The organism is Deltaproteobacteria bacterium (genome assembly GCA_016874735.1).
In the GTDB taxonomy this organism is placed as follows: domain Bacteria; phylum Bdellovibrionota_B; class Oligoflexia; order Oligoflexales; family CAIYRB01; genus CAIYRB01.
Window position 1 is genome coordinate 69,460 of record VGTI01000010.1, and the last position, 15,344, is coordinate 84,803.

The following is a 15,344-nucleotide window of genomic DNA, read 5'->3' on the forward strand; positions in this document are numbered from 1 at the left end:
TAGAGGTTTCTCCATGACTGCGCAGCCTGAAGTCACCGTGCTCTACGACAGCCTCTGTCCGGTGTGTCGCCGTGAGGTGGACTTGCTAAAGCGTTTTGACCGGCAGGGGCGTCTTGGGCTCGTGGATATCGCCGCGCCAGAATTTAGGGCCGAGGACTTCAACCTCACCATGGCCCAGTGCGTAGGGTCGCTCCATGCCATCGATGCACGCGGCAATGTCATTCGTGGCATGGACACGATCAGGGCTATGTACCGTGCCGCGGGACTAGGGTGGGTGATGTCGTGGACTGCGTTGTGGCCATTTAAGCCGCTGGCTGATATAGGCTACCAGATATTTGCTCGCATACGGCCGACCTTTTCTGGTTTTAAGCCGCAATGTGACAGCGACGGTCGTTGTCAGGTCCCCGCACGGAAGTCGCCAGATTCCAAGTAACCTAGGGACTATATTGGATCTTATTGCCGATGGAGCTGCGTGACTGGGCTGAGGTCATCTTGCATGGGCCCGACCTCGGAGCCAAGCTCCTTTGCCCTCAAGTGTTGACGGATGAGGCGCCTGGAGCTCCCGGCAACGTGCCGCGCGCACCGGGACGAGATCCGGCTATCAGCTGGCTGGCTAAGCGCAGCAGGGAGAAAGTGGCCTTTCCGACGCTGAGCCAGATGGAGCGTGACGATCAACGTGGGATCGTGCTTCATTTTTTTGCCAATCATGAGCTCCTGGCCTTAGAGCTTATGGCGCTGGCGCTCCTCAGATTCCCCGACGCTCCTGCGGCTTTTCGCCGCGGTATTGCCGGCGTCATGCGGGAGGAGCAGTCGCATCTGCGGCGTTATCTGCAGCGGATGAGTGAGCTCGGTGTCCCCTTCGGTGCTGTGCCCGTTAACAGTTATTTCTGGGATGTGATGGCACCCACACCGTCACCGCTGGTATTTGTCACGCAAATGGCCCTAACCTTCGAGCAGGCCAATCTTGATTTTGCGCAGTATTTTCTCCGTGCGTTTCAAAAAGTGGGTGATCAAGAAACGGCTGCACTGATGGACCTAGTCTACCGCGAGGAGATTGGTCACGTAGGTCACGGGGTCAAGTGGTTCAACCAATGGCGTGATCCCGGTGAGTCGGATTGGCAGGCATATAAGCGCATTTTGCCGCTGCCGCTTACACCGGCCAGAGCTAAGGGTCAGGAGTTGCAGTCTGAGGCGCGCCGGGCTGCCGGACTATCGGCGGAATTTGTGAGGGAGTTAGGTCTCTACCGGCATTCGAAGGGGCGCCCACCGCGGCTCTTCTGGTTTAATCCGGAGGTCGAAGAAGAGCTAGCCTTCGGTGGTTCCTACACAGCGCCAAAATCCATCGAGGCATGGCAGCATGATCTTGCCTCGCTGATGCAGTTTTTAGCTGGGGACGACGACTGTGTATTAGTCGCTGAACGTCCATCGCCAAGTACATTGGAGCGGCTCTTAAGCTGCGGCTTTGTCGTCCCGCAGTTTGTCACGCCATCGGAACGCGACGCACTGAAAGGACGCCTCTTTGAGCGTTGGCACCCGTGGGGGCAGAGTCCGGCGGCGCTGCGGGAAGCTAAAGCATTGGGCGTGGAGTGGCAGCAGCAACCCGTCACAGCACCGCCATCGGTATTCAACAAGTCTTGGGCCAAGTCCTTAGCGCAAAAGCTGGGTGTAGATGAGGTCGGCGGGGGCGTATGTCACAGTGTGGACGGACTGAGTGAACTGGTCGCGGCAATGAGTGCTCGCGGTGATGTTGTGATCAAGGCGCCGCTTGGTTGCTCGGGGCGCCACATGCAGCGCGTGCGTTCGGGTCATCAGATCGAAGGAAAGCAATTAGTCTGGGCAGAGCGTATCCTAAAGCAACAAGGCTCCTTGGTAGTGGAGTCTTGGGTTAAGCGCATCGCCGACTATAGTGTGCAGATCGACGTTCAAGAGAGCGGCGGAGTGGTGCTCGGTATCACGCGATTTCTCACCGATCAGCGTGGTGCTTACCTAGGGCACGTGCTTGGTGTCAAACACGCTGGCTTAGACCCTTTAGCCGTGCGGGCCTATCATGAGCTGGGCGTGCCCGAGACCCTGGAGCGTATTGGGTTAAGCGTGGCCGAAGCGCTATCTCAGGCTGGTTACCTTGGACCCGCCGGTATCGATGCTTTTTTATACGAGGATGCGGCCGGGATAAAGCTGCGACCACTCGTCGAAATCAACGCGCGCTATACTATGGGCCGGATCGCTCTTGAGCTCGATAGGCGTGTGCACCGCAAGGCTCGGGGGCATTGGCGTCACTGGACTTTGAGTCAAATCAAACGAGAGGGATTCGCGGACTTTCCCGCCTTTTTACGGGCTAAAGAGGAGCGTCATCCCCTCTTGTTAAAGCACGGACTGATCGAGCGCGGAGTCGTTGCGACCAATGATCCTGCGACGGCTCGCGCTGTCTTGACATTGATCGAGATCGTCTGAGTCTTGTGTCCGCTAGGTTCGGGGATCACAGCTCTCAGCGATTTGGTCCCAGGTAAAGTCTGGGTCCTTGATGGCGTCAGCTACAACGGCGACAGTCGCTTTCAACTTCTGAATGGCAGCCGGGAGTTCTTTGTAGCTTACTTTAGAGCTGGCAATTTTAGTTGGAAAGACCTTTTTCAAAAAACGATTGTCCGTTAGACCCTTTGTCGAAAGGATGCCATTAAACCCGATGCCCTTGTCGTCGGCACTCATGCCAATCGACAAAAATGGTGTATTGCATCCTACGCTGGCTTTACAGTAAGGCTTGGCACTAAATGAGCTATCTTTAGTATCTTTGTCGATATTCTGTGTGACATTCACCCCAACATCAATATTGGCATAAACCAGCTTGCCTAGGCAGTGAGCCATAGGACTGATCTGACCGCCCACTTTGATATCACGCAAGCAAATGTCGCCGTCCTTGTCGGGCTTTTGTTCGTAGGCAAGCCTAATCTTTGTGTTTAGTGCAACCGGTACGGTCTCGTCAAAGGAGACTGGGCGATTTAAGATTGCCTCGCATAACCCATCCTTCTTGCAAGAAAGGGACTTGGCGTTGGCCAAGTCTTGAGCGCTTATGTCGATGCGCATGCGTGACTTTGGCGGCGTATCGACGAGAGCGAGACGATCGTCGTCGGTAGACTCAAAGCGCACAGTCTCCATGCGCGCACATGCGACGCCGAATAGGCCCATGGGCTGGCTTACTGGCTCTTTGGGGGCGGTGGGTCTACAGCCGGTTGTGGCTAGCGTCAAAAGTAGTAGGTGCTTGAGGCTTGGCATCATGGGAGGTCCTAGATTTTTTTGATATGATATCACAATCAGATTTACGTTTACTAAACTGGTATTTTTGGAGCTCGATGATGTCTTGGAACGATGACCGTCGTTGGTTGCGGGTTAGTCATGCTCCAGATGTCTGGACTTGGTCTAGCAGCAGTGCAACCTTTTTTGACCTCAGGATGCTGGCCATTAAATTGAAGGACGGTGGGATCGTCGTCGTGAGTCCTGTGCCTGATGTGGATGAGATATCTATGGCTACGCTAGACAGTTTTGGACCAGTAACAGCACTCCTAGCTCCCAATTACTATCATAATTTAGGTCTCAAACCATTCCTCCGAAGGTATCCATCTGCCAAGTTGTACGCCCATGAGCGGGCAATACCACGATTGGAAAAAGTAACCAGTCTATCGTTTACCGATGTCATTGAGTTGCAAGATGTGTTACCCAAAGGTCTTCATATGGCTTTTCCCGAAGGGCTGAAACAAGGCGAGGTTTGGATTCATACCGAGACTAATGGTGAAAATCCGAGCATCCTGGCCGTTTGCGACTGCTTTTTCAATATGAGACCAGGTAAAAAGTTTTTGCTCGATAAATTCTTTCGCATGGTAAACACTTACCCAGGTCTCAAGGTGTCGCGTATGTTTGGGTGGATAGCTATTGATGATAAACATCGCTACGTCGCATGGCTTCGTCATTTCTTTAAAGAATATAACCCGAAGCTCCTGGTCCCCTCGCATGGTGATATTTACGAGAGCTCTCAGTTGACGAAAGAGCTCTTGGAATTAGCATGCAAATGAAGGGCGCGTTTCCGACAAATCTGCGTGCGCATCCGTCCAGTTACTGTGCCCTGATGAATTCCCACCTGGTTTCGCCGTAACTGGGCTGCATGACGGTCATGCGCAGTGAGGCAATCGTGCCGTCTGCGTTGCGTATGATCTCTAAACCAGGGCTCGGATTTAGATCGATCGGTAGGACCTTTTGCGAAGGGTTAGGTAATGCTTGAGCGCTACTTGCATTCGCTTCAATCGAACCAGCGAATATCTGGGTGCCAACAGCAGCTGATTTAGAGATTAATCCGGTCCAGAAACTATTATAACCATCGTAATCGAGCGAGAAAGGGCGATCCCCAGTCACAACAGCCGTGAAGGCGTTCGAGCTCCCCGCTTTAAATTTGATCTCCAGCTTGCCAGCGTCTACCACCGGGTTTTTTACTGTGGCAGTGCTTGCAGCAGGATTGACGACAATGCGCTTCACACCCCACGATCCAGATAATGCCAACTGCGTGGGTTGGTCGTTGAATGTATATGTTAGTGTTGCCGCGGGTCCGCCTTTCATACTGTAGTGGAATACGACGGTCTTGACGTCGTCGGGGCTGCCTGAGTTGTGTTTGGCGTGAATTCTGAACCGGCCATTCTTGCCGGTTATACTGCCGCTTTCTGTATCGTCGATCAGAGGCTTGAGTTCTTTACCCTGTGCATTTTTGACGATCCATCGCTTCTCTTCCATGTGGCTCAGACTGACCGCTCCGCCCTTATCATCGGTGATATCGCAACCTATGGACGGACTCTTATCTTTGTCAGATGGGCCGGGGATATAGTCACCACAAGACAGTAAATACAGTCCGGCTACGCTTTGCGGCGGTGTTGCTGTGGCGTCCTCGGCGGTATCGGTGGCAGTGGCCCCCTTTTTATCTTGTTCCGGAGCTTTTGCGGCTTGCGCCGCACTCAGTGCATTAAAAGACTCTGGATTACCGCAGCTGATTGTAGTTAACGGCAACATGGTCACCAAGGTGCCGATCGTCACTTTCGTAATCGCCACTTTCGTAACGGTGCTGATCAGGTAGCGCCAGCTTGGGTGCGCCACAGGCTCAGGTGCCAAAGTCTCTTGCTTTTGCATCGGTACCTCCTGTCTTGCACATCTGATCGGCGGAGTCGTTTGGAAACTTGATGATTTTCTATAATATGACGAAATAATTGACGTCCTCCCATCCCTAATCGAACGGGATTCCCTAGGCTTGCATGCCTCACGGCAATGCAAGCGGGTCTGCGCTAACTACAGCCTGGGCAAGTCGTCCTCTAATTTATATAACCATTTGATTTTAATAAGAATTTATTTCGGTCTGCTCAAGATCATGCAAAGATTGACTGTGATTCAAATTTCGACGATAATTTTGAATCATGTTCACGAGAATTATTAACATATCTAAATCACAGAGCTTTTTTCTACTCGGGGCGCGTGGCACCGGTAAGACCACCTTTCTGCAGCAGTCCTTCAGCAACATCGACTCCCATCAAATCGATCTACTCAGTCACGTCGATCTGGCAGCGCTCGAGGCAAGACCAAGTCGATTGGCAGACATCGTTGCTAAGCAAAAGAAACAATGGATCATCATCGACGAGATTCAGAAGGTTCCAGCGCTATTAGACGAGGTGCATCGTCTGATCGAGTCAACGGGCCAGAAATTCGTTCTCACGGGATCGAGTGCCCGAAAATTAAAACGCAACGCAAGCAATATGCTTGCCGGCCGAGCTTTCATGTTTAACCTATTTACACTGACTCACGTGGAAATAGGTGACCAGTTTGATCTGGGCGACGCATTATCATACGGAACTTTGCCCAAGGTTTTTTCATTTTCATCACACCGCGATAAAGTGCTTTTTCTTAAAGCTTATGCTGAAACCTATTTGAAGGAAGAAATTCTTGTCGAACAATTGATTCGCAAACTGCCGCCGTTTCGGCGTTTTCTCGAAATCGCTGCAAGTCAGGATACGAAGGTGACAAGTTTCACCAACATCGGTCGCGATATCCTGGTAGATCCGAAAATTGTCTCCAACTATTACTCGATTCTGGAGGAAACTCTGCTTGGATTCAGCCTCCAGCCATATGATACGGCGATACGTAAGAGACAGAAAAGGACACCTAAATTCTACTGGTTTGATACAGGTGTGCGCCGGGCATTGGCGGGCACTGTTGATGATCCCGCACGACCGCAGTCATTTGAATATGGGTCGCTATTCGAATCGTTTATTGTGAACGAAGTTTTTCGTCTTTTGAAGTATGCCGAGCGATCCTTCCGTCTGTCCTTCCTGCGAATCGATGAGAAAATGGAAATTGATTTGATCATCGAGCGCAACGGCATGAAAACCTTTCTTGTTGAAATTAAGAGCACAGACATGGCTCACGAAGGGCATGTTGAAGCTCTCCGCAAACTTTCTGGATCCTTCAAAAACTCAGTGTCGTTACTCATATCGCGGGATCCAATCTGTAAAATCATTGACGGCGTCCACTGCCTGCCTTGGCAGCAAGGTATACAGGAGATCCTGGCTGGTACGCTCTCTTGAGATAGTAATCTGTAATGGCTGATGGTAGGACAATCTAAGATTATCATCTGATCAGGGACCTCTATTGGAACAACTACATCAGCGTGGATATTGATTTTGAGAAACAAGTGGTGGAGCATAACCCCACCACTTTGACGGGACACTATTTGGCCTGACCAGTACGGAAGGTGGCTTCGGCGACTGAATCGACATAACCTACGCCGTCCCAGGTTGGTATGGGGCTTGGCATGAGGAGCACTTGACCCGGCTTTTCCAGATCCCAGCGTACAAGCATAGCGTGGTCTTCGTGGGTGGTGTTGTGGCAGTGCTCGACGTAGGATCCTGAGAATTCACGGAACCGGTAGGCAACGTTTACTTCTGACGAGGAGTCCACTTCGTGACCAATGCGGAACATGTCTTTGCGTGCAAACTGCTCCCAGACTGGCGGTCGTTTGCCGTCGCGGTCCAGTATTTTACCCTCCTCAAAGTGGACATGGACGGGATGGCTCCAACCACCAACACCACCTTTGATGTGCCAGATCTCAACACGAGCCTGTCCATTATCAGTCAGGTCGCCGAGATTAGACGCAGCCGAGATGCGGCGTGTATCTGCAATATAAGCGGAAGCACCGTCAGTTTTGACTGTCCACGGCGCTGCGTCCGTGCCTGAAGAGCGAGCAAAGTCGAAAGTACGATGGCGTGCAGTTGCTAGTTCTTGTGCAGTGAAGGTGGGCATGGGCAACATCTTGAGCGAAGTGCCACGCAGTCCGTTGCGGTTACCAGCGACGTAGTTTGCTGGATCCATACTGAGATCGTCACAAGCTGTGGTCACGCCTGTCGGTGACTTGCAGGCTACCACGTCGAGGCGCAGGAATGTACCTACTGTGGGATCGCCGTCACGCCACCTAGTTGCCGTGCGCACTGCCTTGTACCTTTGATTCAGTACAGAAGCTAGTGGGATGTACTTCTCCGGGCGGCGGCCACTCTTATGCTCGAGTAAGTTTACGAAATAGAGCTTATCACCGGGGCGGATATTATTTTTGCCAAAGTCGACGACAATGTCATAGCGCTCAGCGATCGACTGTGTGGGCAGAACGCCCCGTTCGGTTCCCAAGGTGCCATCGAGAGCTACAGCATGTTCCATGATATTGCCGTCATTGGCCACGAGGTGAAAAGGCACACGTTCGTAGGACACAGTGCTACCGGCAGGTCCCTTGAGGGCGCCGCTGGTGCCGCGAACTTCGCGAACTAACGCCAACTTCAGGTATCGTGCCACCGATCCATTGAGGATACGGAAGCGATAGCGGCGCGCCCTAACTTCGAATCGTGGCTTATACTGGAAATTGGTCAATAGATTGTCACCGAGGAATCCGTCCACATTGAATGGGTTCATCCATAACTGTCCCTCGCGATCCCAGGCTTTGTCGCCAATGACGAGGTTGATGTCGTAGTCACGGTTGCCCCATGGCAGTCCGGAGCCACTAGGCAGACGTAAGTTTACCCCGTCGTTGATCTTTTCGTTGCCGCGGTCGATGGCACTGTAGTAGTTCATCATGGCAGCGTTGCCTTTGTAGACATTCTGCGAGGTGAAGTCGATCATGTGATCGTGAAACCAATGCGTGGACATAGTCTCACGGTAATCGCCGCGGACGCGGATGGTTCCCAGGAGGCCCTTGGGGTCCTTGCTGACGTCACAGCTAACTAGCTGTGCTCCCGTCTTGCGCTGGACCCGCATGATCTCACCCTTTTTGCATGGCGTGGCGGCAAGAGGCTCAGTAGCATCACGGTTGATAGTGTCGTGTCCCGCTAGCGCGATCGGCCATCTGTAGTCAAAAAATTGTCCCGGGAAGAAGAAGGCACCTGCGTAGCCGTCGCTTTCGGCCGGGTTATGACCATTGTGCTCATGCGTAGATAGGGTGTGCAGACCAAATCCGGCATTAGCCGACACGTCGATGGGCAGAGCGTTATAGTGGCGCATCAAGACCGGTTCGCCGTAGCGGACCATCAACAGTTTGAGTGGGAACGTGCCGTCAAAAGTCCACAGACTCTTATAGTTTTGCACGGGCATCAGCGGATGGATTTGCGGACGAATGCCCGCCGTTGTGCCGTTAAAACCAGCTAGGCCTGTGGTGTTATGGTAGAGACCGCCAGGTGCAAATTCGCCGGTGGCGTAACCGTGCATTTGTTTTTTGTCACGGAGGCCTAGGTTGACCCTAGCGCCAGCCTGCGCCGTCTTAAACGATTTAACCGGGAAGAACTCGTTCCACCGTTGATGCGCCCAACCATCACCCTCGGGGCGCCCCTCGATGGGGCCGGCCTTGGTGCAGTCAGTCCGACCTAGGTAACCGCAGATGAGGTTCCACCAGGGATTGGGGGCGTTGGTATTGGCAAGTCTCGAGGGAAAGGGGTAGAGCCCCGCAGTGCCAAGGAAGCTATCAAGCTCAGCGCCACTTGGAACACTCTGCGTGGCGACTGGACCAAGCTCGGGGTTGCCTGGATTTGTTGTGGCCACTGGCTGCGGTAATTGGCTCGTCGCCGTTGATCCTTGTAAGGCCTCTGTGCCAAATTCCTCGAACCTCAGCATCTTTTGTGTAAATGGCTGAGCACCAAAGAGAGGACTAGGAGACCCCCCAGATGGGATGTCGAAGCTATTCTCACCCGTCAGAGTGCCCGACTTCAGCGACTGGGATACGTCGGCTCTGGTCCCTGTAGCTCCACCTTCGATAGCGGCCTCGTAGATGTGAAATCCATCGTCTAGATCGACAGCGTCGCCACCGATGGCGCCTGCAGTCAGACGTGACTTATCTGTCGGATTCGCAGCGACTGGAAATTTTAGCGCCTCAGTGAGAAAGCCGCCGGTAAAGGAGGCCACACAGGTGCCTGGTTCCGCACCGGGACAAATCAAGTTTAAGACGAGATTTGTCGCGCTGCGAGCGTTTGTACTTAGTAGGCCTCCGGTGATAAGGGTTGTGATTAGGGCTAAGAGCCAGGATTTGTGATGGTGTCGTTTCGTTTTCATGTCTTTTCTCCTCTGCATGGAAATTCAGGTTTAGGGGAACAACTCAGCGTCTATCGGGTCTGAGCAGCACTGCTGCTTTCGCTGTCAATGAATTGAATTATTTGCTCAATGGCGCCGTCGTCTAGCTTGAGATTCGGCATATTGATGCCGTTGAACCGAGTTAGTAACTCCGTGGCGACTGGGTCCTTTTCGTGGAGCATGACGTCGGGCTCATTGATCCAGCGTCTGAGCCAGGCGCCATCACGCTTTTTCGAGACGTCTTTTAGATCGGGACCGATACTGTCACCCTGACCTATGGTGTGGCAGTCAGCACAACGACTGTAGAACAGTTTTTCGCCCGGACTTACCGCGGTCAGTTTCACTGGTGCTTTACTGTAACTAGCCAGGTCTAGTGGCTGTGCCTGACGGGGATGCAGTTGTTGCAAGATCGTGGCTAAAATCTGCGCGTTCTCGAGATGAGACCGTTTAATCCATTGGCCGGTTGCTTGATTGCCGACAATCAAGTTGAGGCTGTGACCTTCTTTAGAGTCCTTTGACGCGGGGTTCAGCTGATCGACAAAAAGGCCGAGCTTCTTCTGCAACAGTGTCACAGATTCCTCGTCACCTGTGAGAAAGTCCCAGCCCTCGCCGATTTTAAAACGCTGACGGTAGGATTTAAGGACCTCTGGAGTGTCGTTGTCAGGATCAATGGATATGGAGTAAAAGTAGATGTCTTTACCCATACGATCCTTTAAAAGGTCGTAAACTTTGCGGAGGCGTGCTGTCTCAAGGGGACACGATAGTTTGCATGTCGTGTAAACAAAATTAATTAAGACAACCTTGCCCGCAACCATGTCGTCGAAGAAGTGTCTGGTCACTCCATCCTGATTCGTCAGCGCGACATTGGGGAAGTATGATGCACCTATAAACTTTTGGGTGTCGTTACCTGGACTAGTTGTCGCTAGGCGCATCGTTGCCATGCGTGCTAGCGAGACGCTACCGGCCACGGATGCTGTTAGTAGTGCGGCGATGATGCTAAGGGACTTGAGTGAGGGGCGGAAACGGGACATCGGATTCATGGGCAAGCCTTTCGCGTAGGAGTTAGTTCAGTTCAGGTCAGGTGGAGCTAATTAGTTCCTTTTTTAAGAAACTATATGTTCTATAAAGCAAGGCGCATTCCAACGTCCTGGCACAGGATTAGGGGCTTGGTAGGTTTAAGTAATCAATGGAGTATTGTTTGGTCGGGCATGCTCGCCGGCGTATGACTTGGAACGTACTAGCGCATAGCCTGTAAACAACTTAATGGTTTGTGAGCCGGGTGCTTGATGTCGCTAACCCACCCGGAACACATAAGTTTACATCGCAGTGACTAGTTGGTGGCCAGGGGGTGTCTACAAGTTGGACGCGCCGGGTCTATATATAGGCAGTGATTTTGGCTAGATATTTTGCATGTGCGCTGGTCAGTCCCGGCGAACTAAAGTGACGAAAGGAACTGATAAAATCATGAATTTATGGGTTCCGGTCCGTGCCGCGTTTAGGATCTACGCAAAACGGATTTCAAATTGTCCCACCGTCAGTGATGGTCCAGCCTTTTGCACCGGTGAGTGTGGCCCGTGCAGACGCGCTGGCGGCTGTGTAGACACTGGTGCCGGCATTAAACGTATTGCTCATATCTGTGACCGAGTGCGTATCCCAGCTTGATATATCCTGGTTGAATAAGAAGGCGAGGCCAAACATATTTTGGGTCGTGGTGACGCGGCTAGTGTTCCAGTTCGCTAGGTTGCTGTTAAATAAGTAAGAGTTTACGAACATGGAGCTCATATTGGTGATGAGGCGCGTGTCCCAGGAGTTAAGGCTCTGATTAAATATCGTAGCGGCTACGAACATGGCAGCTGTATTGGTGACTTTAGATGTGTTCCAGTTGTTGATGTTTTGGTTAAAGTTCCTTGCGGCGTAGAACATTGAGTTCATATAAGTTACATTAGCTGTGTTCCAAGTCGTGATGTTGCCGTTGAAATTGTAGGCACGGTCGAACATGGAGGACATATTACTAACTAGCTGGGTGTTCCAACTGTTCAGATTCTGATTAAAGTTTACGGCCGAGCCGAACATGCCTGACATATTACGTACCTTCTCGGTCTAAGGTATCCCCGCGGCAAACATTGCAAAAACTCGGGAATGTCCGTCAAATCAGTATTTACTCCCAATGCCCTATGGGAATGGGATGGTACACAGCTCAACATGACGGTAAATGGCGTGCGCCACACCTTTTGCTGGTATGCCTTTTGTGACCAGCACAATACGTTACTCGTAGGGTCGAGCGTCGCCGGTGCCGACGTGTCCTACTTCCTGCCTTATCCCTGGTGCCGGTAACTGCCGTCACTTCAAAGTTGTGTGTACATAATCGTAAATTTTGTGTACGTTGTACACTGATACAGCGTCATCGGCCATTTTTGGTACACGGTGGATAATTAGCTTGAAATTCCGATGGGACAAAAAGAAAAACCGCGAACTCGTTGCTCGAGGACGTCCAAGTTTTGAGGAGGTGGTTGAGGCGCTAGCCAGCAACCCACTTATGTTCGATGACCGTAATCCGGGGCATGCTGGCCAAAGAATTTTTGTGGTGGAAATTAATGGCTACCCTCATGTCATACCCTACGAAGTTCGCGGTGAAGTTTATTGGCTCATCACCGTATTCCCATCCAGAAAGTATAAGAGGTAGTTAATGGTTAAGAATCAAAAACTCAAGAAAAACGAACTTGATGCTTATGAGCAAAGTATCGAGGATGCTATTGACTACAAAAAGTTAAAGCGTCCTTCGGCAGCAAAGCAAAAAAAAGTGCGAGTAGCCGCCAAGACTAAGTTACGAGAGCTAAAAATTGCTCGGGCAAATATCCGGATGAGAGAAGACGATCTTGAGGCTATTTGCATCATGGCCGAACAGGCTGGAATGCCATACCAAACGCTTATTAACCACATCATTCATCTTTATGTGACGGGACAACTTATCAATAGTCAGGAAGTCAAGAAAATGGTGGATGCAGGCATTTTTGTAAAGCGCAAGGCTAGTAATAGCTGATATCCGATTAGTGCCGCTTACCTTGAGCAGCCGTCTTAAATGTGGATAAGAACAGCTATTCCCACGTTGCCACCTTCGGTGACGGATATTCGGGTCTGCAGTAAAATTTCTATACTAAGCACTCATGACCCAAGATTTGTTCCCATTAGTCTGTACTTCGAGCACCGCAGTTGTCCCCATCGTCTCCATCACCGTGTCTCCAACCCGCGTTGTTGTGTGTGACTTGTGGGTGCCACATACGCTGTGTTAGAAGCGAAGGTCTTGAAATGGGTTATCACAGTGATCTTGAAAAATCGTCTCCACGCTGGATCAGCACAGTCCCGCTCCATTTCTTAAAGCCAGGTCTTCGTTAACGCCAGCCAGGTCGCTATAAAGGGGCGCACCATGTTATCAGCTTGGTCAAAGTAACCACCTGCGAAGAGATTACCCGAGGAATCGAACGCGAGGGCATTGACGAACCTATTCATTCCCGAACCCAAGGCGGACCAGGCGCTGCCGTTCCACTTGGCAATCCTGTTGGCAGCAACGCCGCCTGCGTTGGTAAAATCCCCCCCTACATAGAGCTGACCTGAGGAATCGAAGGCGAGGGCGGAGACGTATCCACTCATGCCCGAACCTAAGGCTGACCAAGTGCTGCCGTTCCATTTGGCAACATAGTTGGCAGCAGAGCCTCCTGCGCTAGTGAAATCTCCCCCTGCGTATAAGTTACCCGCGGAATCGACGGCGAGGGATCTGACGGCACCATTCATTCCTGAACCCAAGGCTGACCAAGTGCTGCCGTTCCACTTGGCAACAAGGTTGGCAGCAACGCCTCCTGCGCTAGTAAAATTTCCACCTGCGTAGAGATTGCCCGAGGAATCGACGGCGACGGCGTAAACGGATCCATTCAATCCCGCACCCAAGGCTGACCAGGCGCTGCCGTTCCACTTGGCAACATTATTAACTGCAATGCCCCCTGCGCTGGTAAAACTTCCCCCTGCATAAAGATTACCCAAGGAATCGAAGGCGAGAGCACTGACGGAACCAAACATTCCCATTCCCGCACCCAAGTCTGACCAGGCGCTGCCGTTCCACTTGGCAATAGAATTGGCAGAAACGCCTCCTGCGGTAGAAAAATATCCCCCTGCATAGAGATTACCCGAGGAATTGCAGGCGAGGGCGTAGACGTTATAATCCATTCCTGAACCCAAGGCTGCTAAGGTGCTGCCGTTCCACTTGGCAACATAGCTGGCAGCAACACCTGCAGCGCTGGTAAAACTTCCCCCTGCGTAGAGATTACCCAAGGAATCTAAGGTGAGGGCACTGATGGCACCATTCATTCCCATTCCCAGGGCTGACCAAATGCTGCCGTTCCACTTGGCAACAGAATTGGCAGCAATGCCTCCTGCACTGGTAAGATCCCCCCCTGCGTATAGATTACCCGAGGAATCGAAGCCGAGGGCGAGGACGTTACTAGACATAACCGAACCCAAGGCTGACCAGGCGCTGCCATTCCACTTGGCAACTCTTGCGGCAACGCCTCCAGCGTAAGTAAAACTTCCCCCTGCGTAGAGGTTACCCGAGGAATCGACGGCGATAGCTCTGACGTAATTACTCATTCCCGAACCCAGGGCTGACCAGGAGCTGCCGTTCCACTTGGCAACATAGTTGGCAGCAACGCCTCCTGCAGTGGTAAAAGCCCCCCCTGCGTAGAGATTGTCCGAGGAGTCGAGGGCAAGGGCGAGTGGGGGACTATCCATTCCCGAACCTAAGGCTGACCAAGTGCTGCCGTTCCACTTGGCAACATAGTTGACAGCAACACCGCCTGCCGCAGTAAAATTCCCCGCTGCGTACAGATTACCCGAGGAATCGATGGCGAGGGCGTAGACGTTAGCGTAGGTGCCACCAGTGCCCGCACCCAAGGCTGACCAGGCGCTACCGTTCCACTTGGCAACATATTTGGTAGCAACACCGCCTGCACTAGTAAAATTCCCTCCTGCGTAGAGATTACCCGAGGAATCGAAGGCGAGGGCGGAGACGTATCCACTCATTCCCGAACCCAAGGTTGACCAGGTGCTGCCGTTCCACTTGGCAACATAGTTGGCAGCAACGCCTCCTGCGCTAGTAAAATTCCCACCTGCGTAAAGATTACCACCGGAATCGACGGCGAGGGCGTAAACGGATCCATTCAACCCCGAACCCAAAGCTGACCAGGAGCTGCCGTTCCACTTGGCAACATTATTGACTGCAATGCTTCCTGCGCTGGTAAAACTTCCTCCTGCGTAGAGATTACCCGCGGAATCAATTGCCAATGCACTCAGGCTTCCTGATGTGCCAGCTAGCGAGAAAGACGGAATTTCCAATCCACCTGCGAAGAATTGATCGCTACCAAAGCCTAATGCTAGGTTCGAAAATAGTGAAAAACATATAAACAATATATTTTTCACGATTAGAACCCCCGTTTGATCTGTACGAAGACGTCGCCACCAGCGACGATAAAGTTGAAGATGGAGTAAGTACCCGTAGCAGTCGTCAATGCACTTTGACTCCTAAATGTTAACCCCGTCTGTGTGAATACGCAGGTACCCTGTGTGGTTGATTTCACGATCAGTGTGTAGCTGGCGCCTTCCTGCATATTTGTAAAAGCGAAGTTGCCACAGGTCGCAGTTGTGTATTGAATGTTCCCGTTGTTCCAATCGAAAGA

12 protein-coding genes are annotated in these 15,344 nt (G+C 51.9%); 6 read left to right on the forward strand and 6 right to left on the reverse strand.

The window, feature by feature from the left end; translation table 11 throughout:
• The first annotated feature begins 13 nt into the window (after positions 1 to 13).
• Both FJ146_07280 and FJ146_07285 read left to right on the forward strand, forming a co-directional pair.
• Entirely contained in the window at positions 14 to 433 is a 420-nt protein-coding gene (locus tag FJ146_07280) for a DUF393 domain-containing protein (protein MBM4251757.1), read from the forward strand.
• Between the two features lie 29 nt (positions 434 to 462).
• Positions 463 to 2,451: a ferritin-like domain-containing protein gene (locus FJ146_07285; GenBank protein MBM4251758.1), complete on the forward strand. Its 1,989-nt coding sequence runs from the start codon at positions 463 to 465 to the stop codon at positions 2,449 to 2,451.
• 12 nt (positions 2,452 to 2,463) lie between these two features.
• On the opposite strand, the gene FJ146_07290 is transcribed toward FJ146_07285, so the two are convergent.
• Positions 2,464 to 3,270 carry a hypothetical protein gene (locus FJ146_07290; protein ID MBM4251759.1) on the reverse strand — a complete coding sequence of 269 codons (807 nt, stop codon included), beginning with the start codon at positions 3,268 to 3,270 and terminating at the stop codon, positions 2,464 to 2,466.
• Between the two features lie 74 nt (positions 3,271 to 3,344).
• Here FJ146_07290 and FJ146_07295 point away from each other — a divergent pair, with 74 nt between their 5' ends.
• Positions 3,345 to 4,061 (forward strand): hypothetical protein, encoded by a 717-nt coding sequence (locus FJ146_07295; protein ID MBM4251760.1) that lies wholly within the window; start codon positions 3,345 to 3,347, stop codon positions 4,059 to 4,061.
• Positions 4,062 to 4,101: 40 nt separating this feature from the next.
• On the opposite strand, the gene FJ146_07300 is transcribed toward FJ146_07295, so the two are convergent.
• Positions 4,102 to 5,160 carry a hypothetical protein gene (locus tag FJ146_07300; GenBank protein ID MBM4251761.1) on the reverse strand — a complete coding sequence of 353 codons (1,059 nt, stop codon included), beginning with the start codon at positions 5,158 to 5,160 and terminating at the stop codon, positions 4,102 to 4,104.
• Positions 5,161 to 5,441: 281 nt separating this feature from the next.
• Between FJ146_07300 and FJ146_07305 the strand changes: the two genes are divergently transcribed.
• Positions 5,442 to 6,605 carry an ATP-binding protein gene (locus FJ146_07305; protein MBM4251762.1) on the forward strand — a complete coding sequence of 388 codons (1,164 nt, stop codon included), beginning with the start codon at positions 5,442 to 5,444 and terminating at the stop codon, positions 6,603 to 6,605.
• A gap of 142 nt (positions 6,606 to 6,747) precedes the next feature.
• Here the strand turns inward: FJ146_07305 and FJ146_07310 are convergent, their stop codons facing one another.
• From FJ146_07310 to FJ146_07320, 3 genes are all read right to left on the reverse strand, one after another.
• A complete protein-coding gene (locus FJ146_07310) occupies positions 6,748 to 9,603 on the reverse strand; it encodes a copper oxidase (GenBank protein ID MBM4251763.1) in 2,856 nt (951 codons plus the stop codon).
• Between the two features lie 50 nt (positions 9,604 to 9,653).
• Entirely contained in the window at positions 9,654 to 10,652 is a 999-nt protein-coding gene (locus FJ146_07315) for a c-type cytochrome (GenBank protein ID MBM4251764.1), read from the reverse strand.
• Between the two features lie 487 nt (positions 10,653 to 11,139).
• Positions 11,140 to 11,703 (reverse strand): BspA family leucine-rich repeat surface protein, encoded by a 564-nt coding sequence (locus tag FJ146_07320; GenBank protein MBM4251765.1) that lies wholly within the window; start codon positions 11,701 to 11,703, stop codon positions 11,140 to 11,142.
• 355 nt (positions 11,704 to 12,058) lie between these two features.
• On the opposite strand from FJ146_07320, the gene FJ146_07325 reads away from it, so the two are divergent.
• Both FJ146_07325 and FJ146_07330 read left to right on the forward strand, forming a co-directional pair.
• Positions 12,059 to 12,304, forward strand: coding sequence for a toxin (locus FJ146_07325; protein MBM4251766.1), 246 nt, complete (start codon positions 12,059 to 12,061; stop codon positions 12,302 to 12,304).
• A gap of 3 nt (positions 12,305 to 12,307) precedes the next feature.
• Entirely contained in the window at positions 12,308 to 12,661 is a 354-nt protein-coding gene (locus tag FJ146_07330) for a hypothetical protein (protein MBM4251767.1), read from the forward strand.
• Positions 12,662 to 12,993: 332 nt separating this feature from the next.
• Here the strand turns inward: FJ146_07330 and FJ146_07335 are convergent, their stop codons facing one another.
• Positions 12,994 to 15,177 carry a hypothetical protein gene (locus FJ146_07335; GenBank protein MBM4251768.1) on the reverse strand — a complete coding sequence of 728 codons (2,184 nt, stop codon included), beginning with the start codon at positions 15,175 to 15,177 and terminating at the stop codon, positions 12,994 to 12,996.
• Between the last annotated feature and the right edge of the window lie 167 nt (positions 15,178 to 15,344).

What these genes read in the sequence shown, in the direction of transcription:
- FJ146_07280 (MBM4251757.1), top strand. Translation starts at nt 14, where the DNA reads ATGACTGCGCAGCCTGAAGTCACCGTGCTCTACGACAGCCTCTGTCCG.
- FJ146_07285 (MBM4251758.1), top strand. Translation starts at nt 463, where the DNA reads ATGGAGCTGCGTGACTGGGCTGAGGTCATCTTGCATGGGCCCGACCTC.
- FJ146_07290 (MBM4251759.1), bottom strand. Translation starts at nt 3,270, where the DNA reads ATGATGCCAAGCCTCAAGCACCTACTACTTTTGACGCTAGCCACAACC.
- FJ146_07295 (MBM4251760.1), top strand. Translation starts at nt 3,345, where the DNA reads ATGATGTCTTGGAACGATGACCGTCGTTGGTTGCGGGTTAGTCATGCT.
- FJ146_07300 (MBM4251761.1), bottom strand. Translation starts at nt 5,160, where the DNA reads ATGCAAAAGCAAGAGACTTTGGCACCTGAGCCTGTGGCGCACCCAAGC.
- FJ146_07305 (MBM4251762.1), top strand. Translation starts at nt 5,442, where the DNA reads ATGTTCACGAGAATTATTAACATATCTAAATCACAGAGCTTTTTTCTA.
- FJ146_07310 (MBM4251763.1), bottom strand. Translation starts at nt 9,603, where the DNA reads ATGAAAACGAAACGACACCATCACAAATCCTGGCTCTTAGCCCTAATC.
- FJ146_07315 (MBM4251764.1), bottom strand. Translation starts at nt 10,652, where the DNA reads ATGTCCCGTTTCCGCCCCTCACTCAAGTCCCTTAGCATCATCGCCGCA.
- FJ146_07320 (MBM4251765.1), bottom strand. Translation starts at nt 11,703, where the DNA reads ATGTCAGGCATGTTCGGCTCGGCCGTAAACTTTAATCAGAATCTGAAC.
- FJ146_07330 (MBM4251767.1), top strand. Translation starts at nt 12,308, where the DNA reads ATGGTTAAGAATCAAAAACTCAAGAAAAACGAACTTGATGCTTATGAG.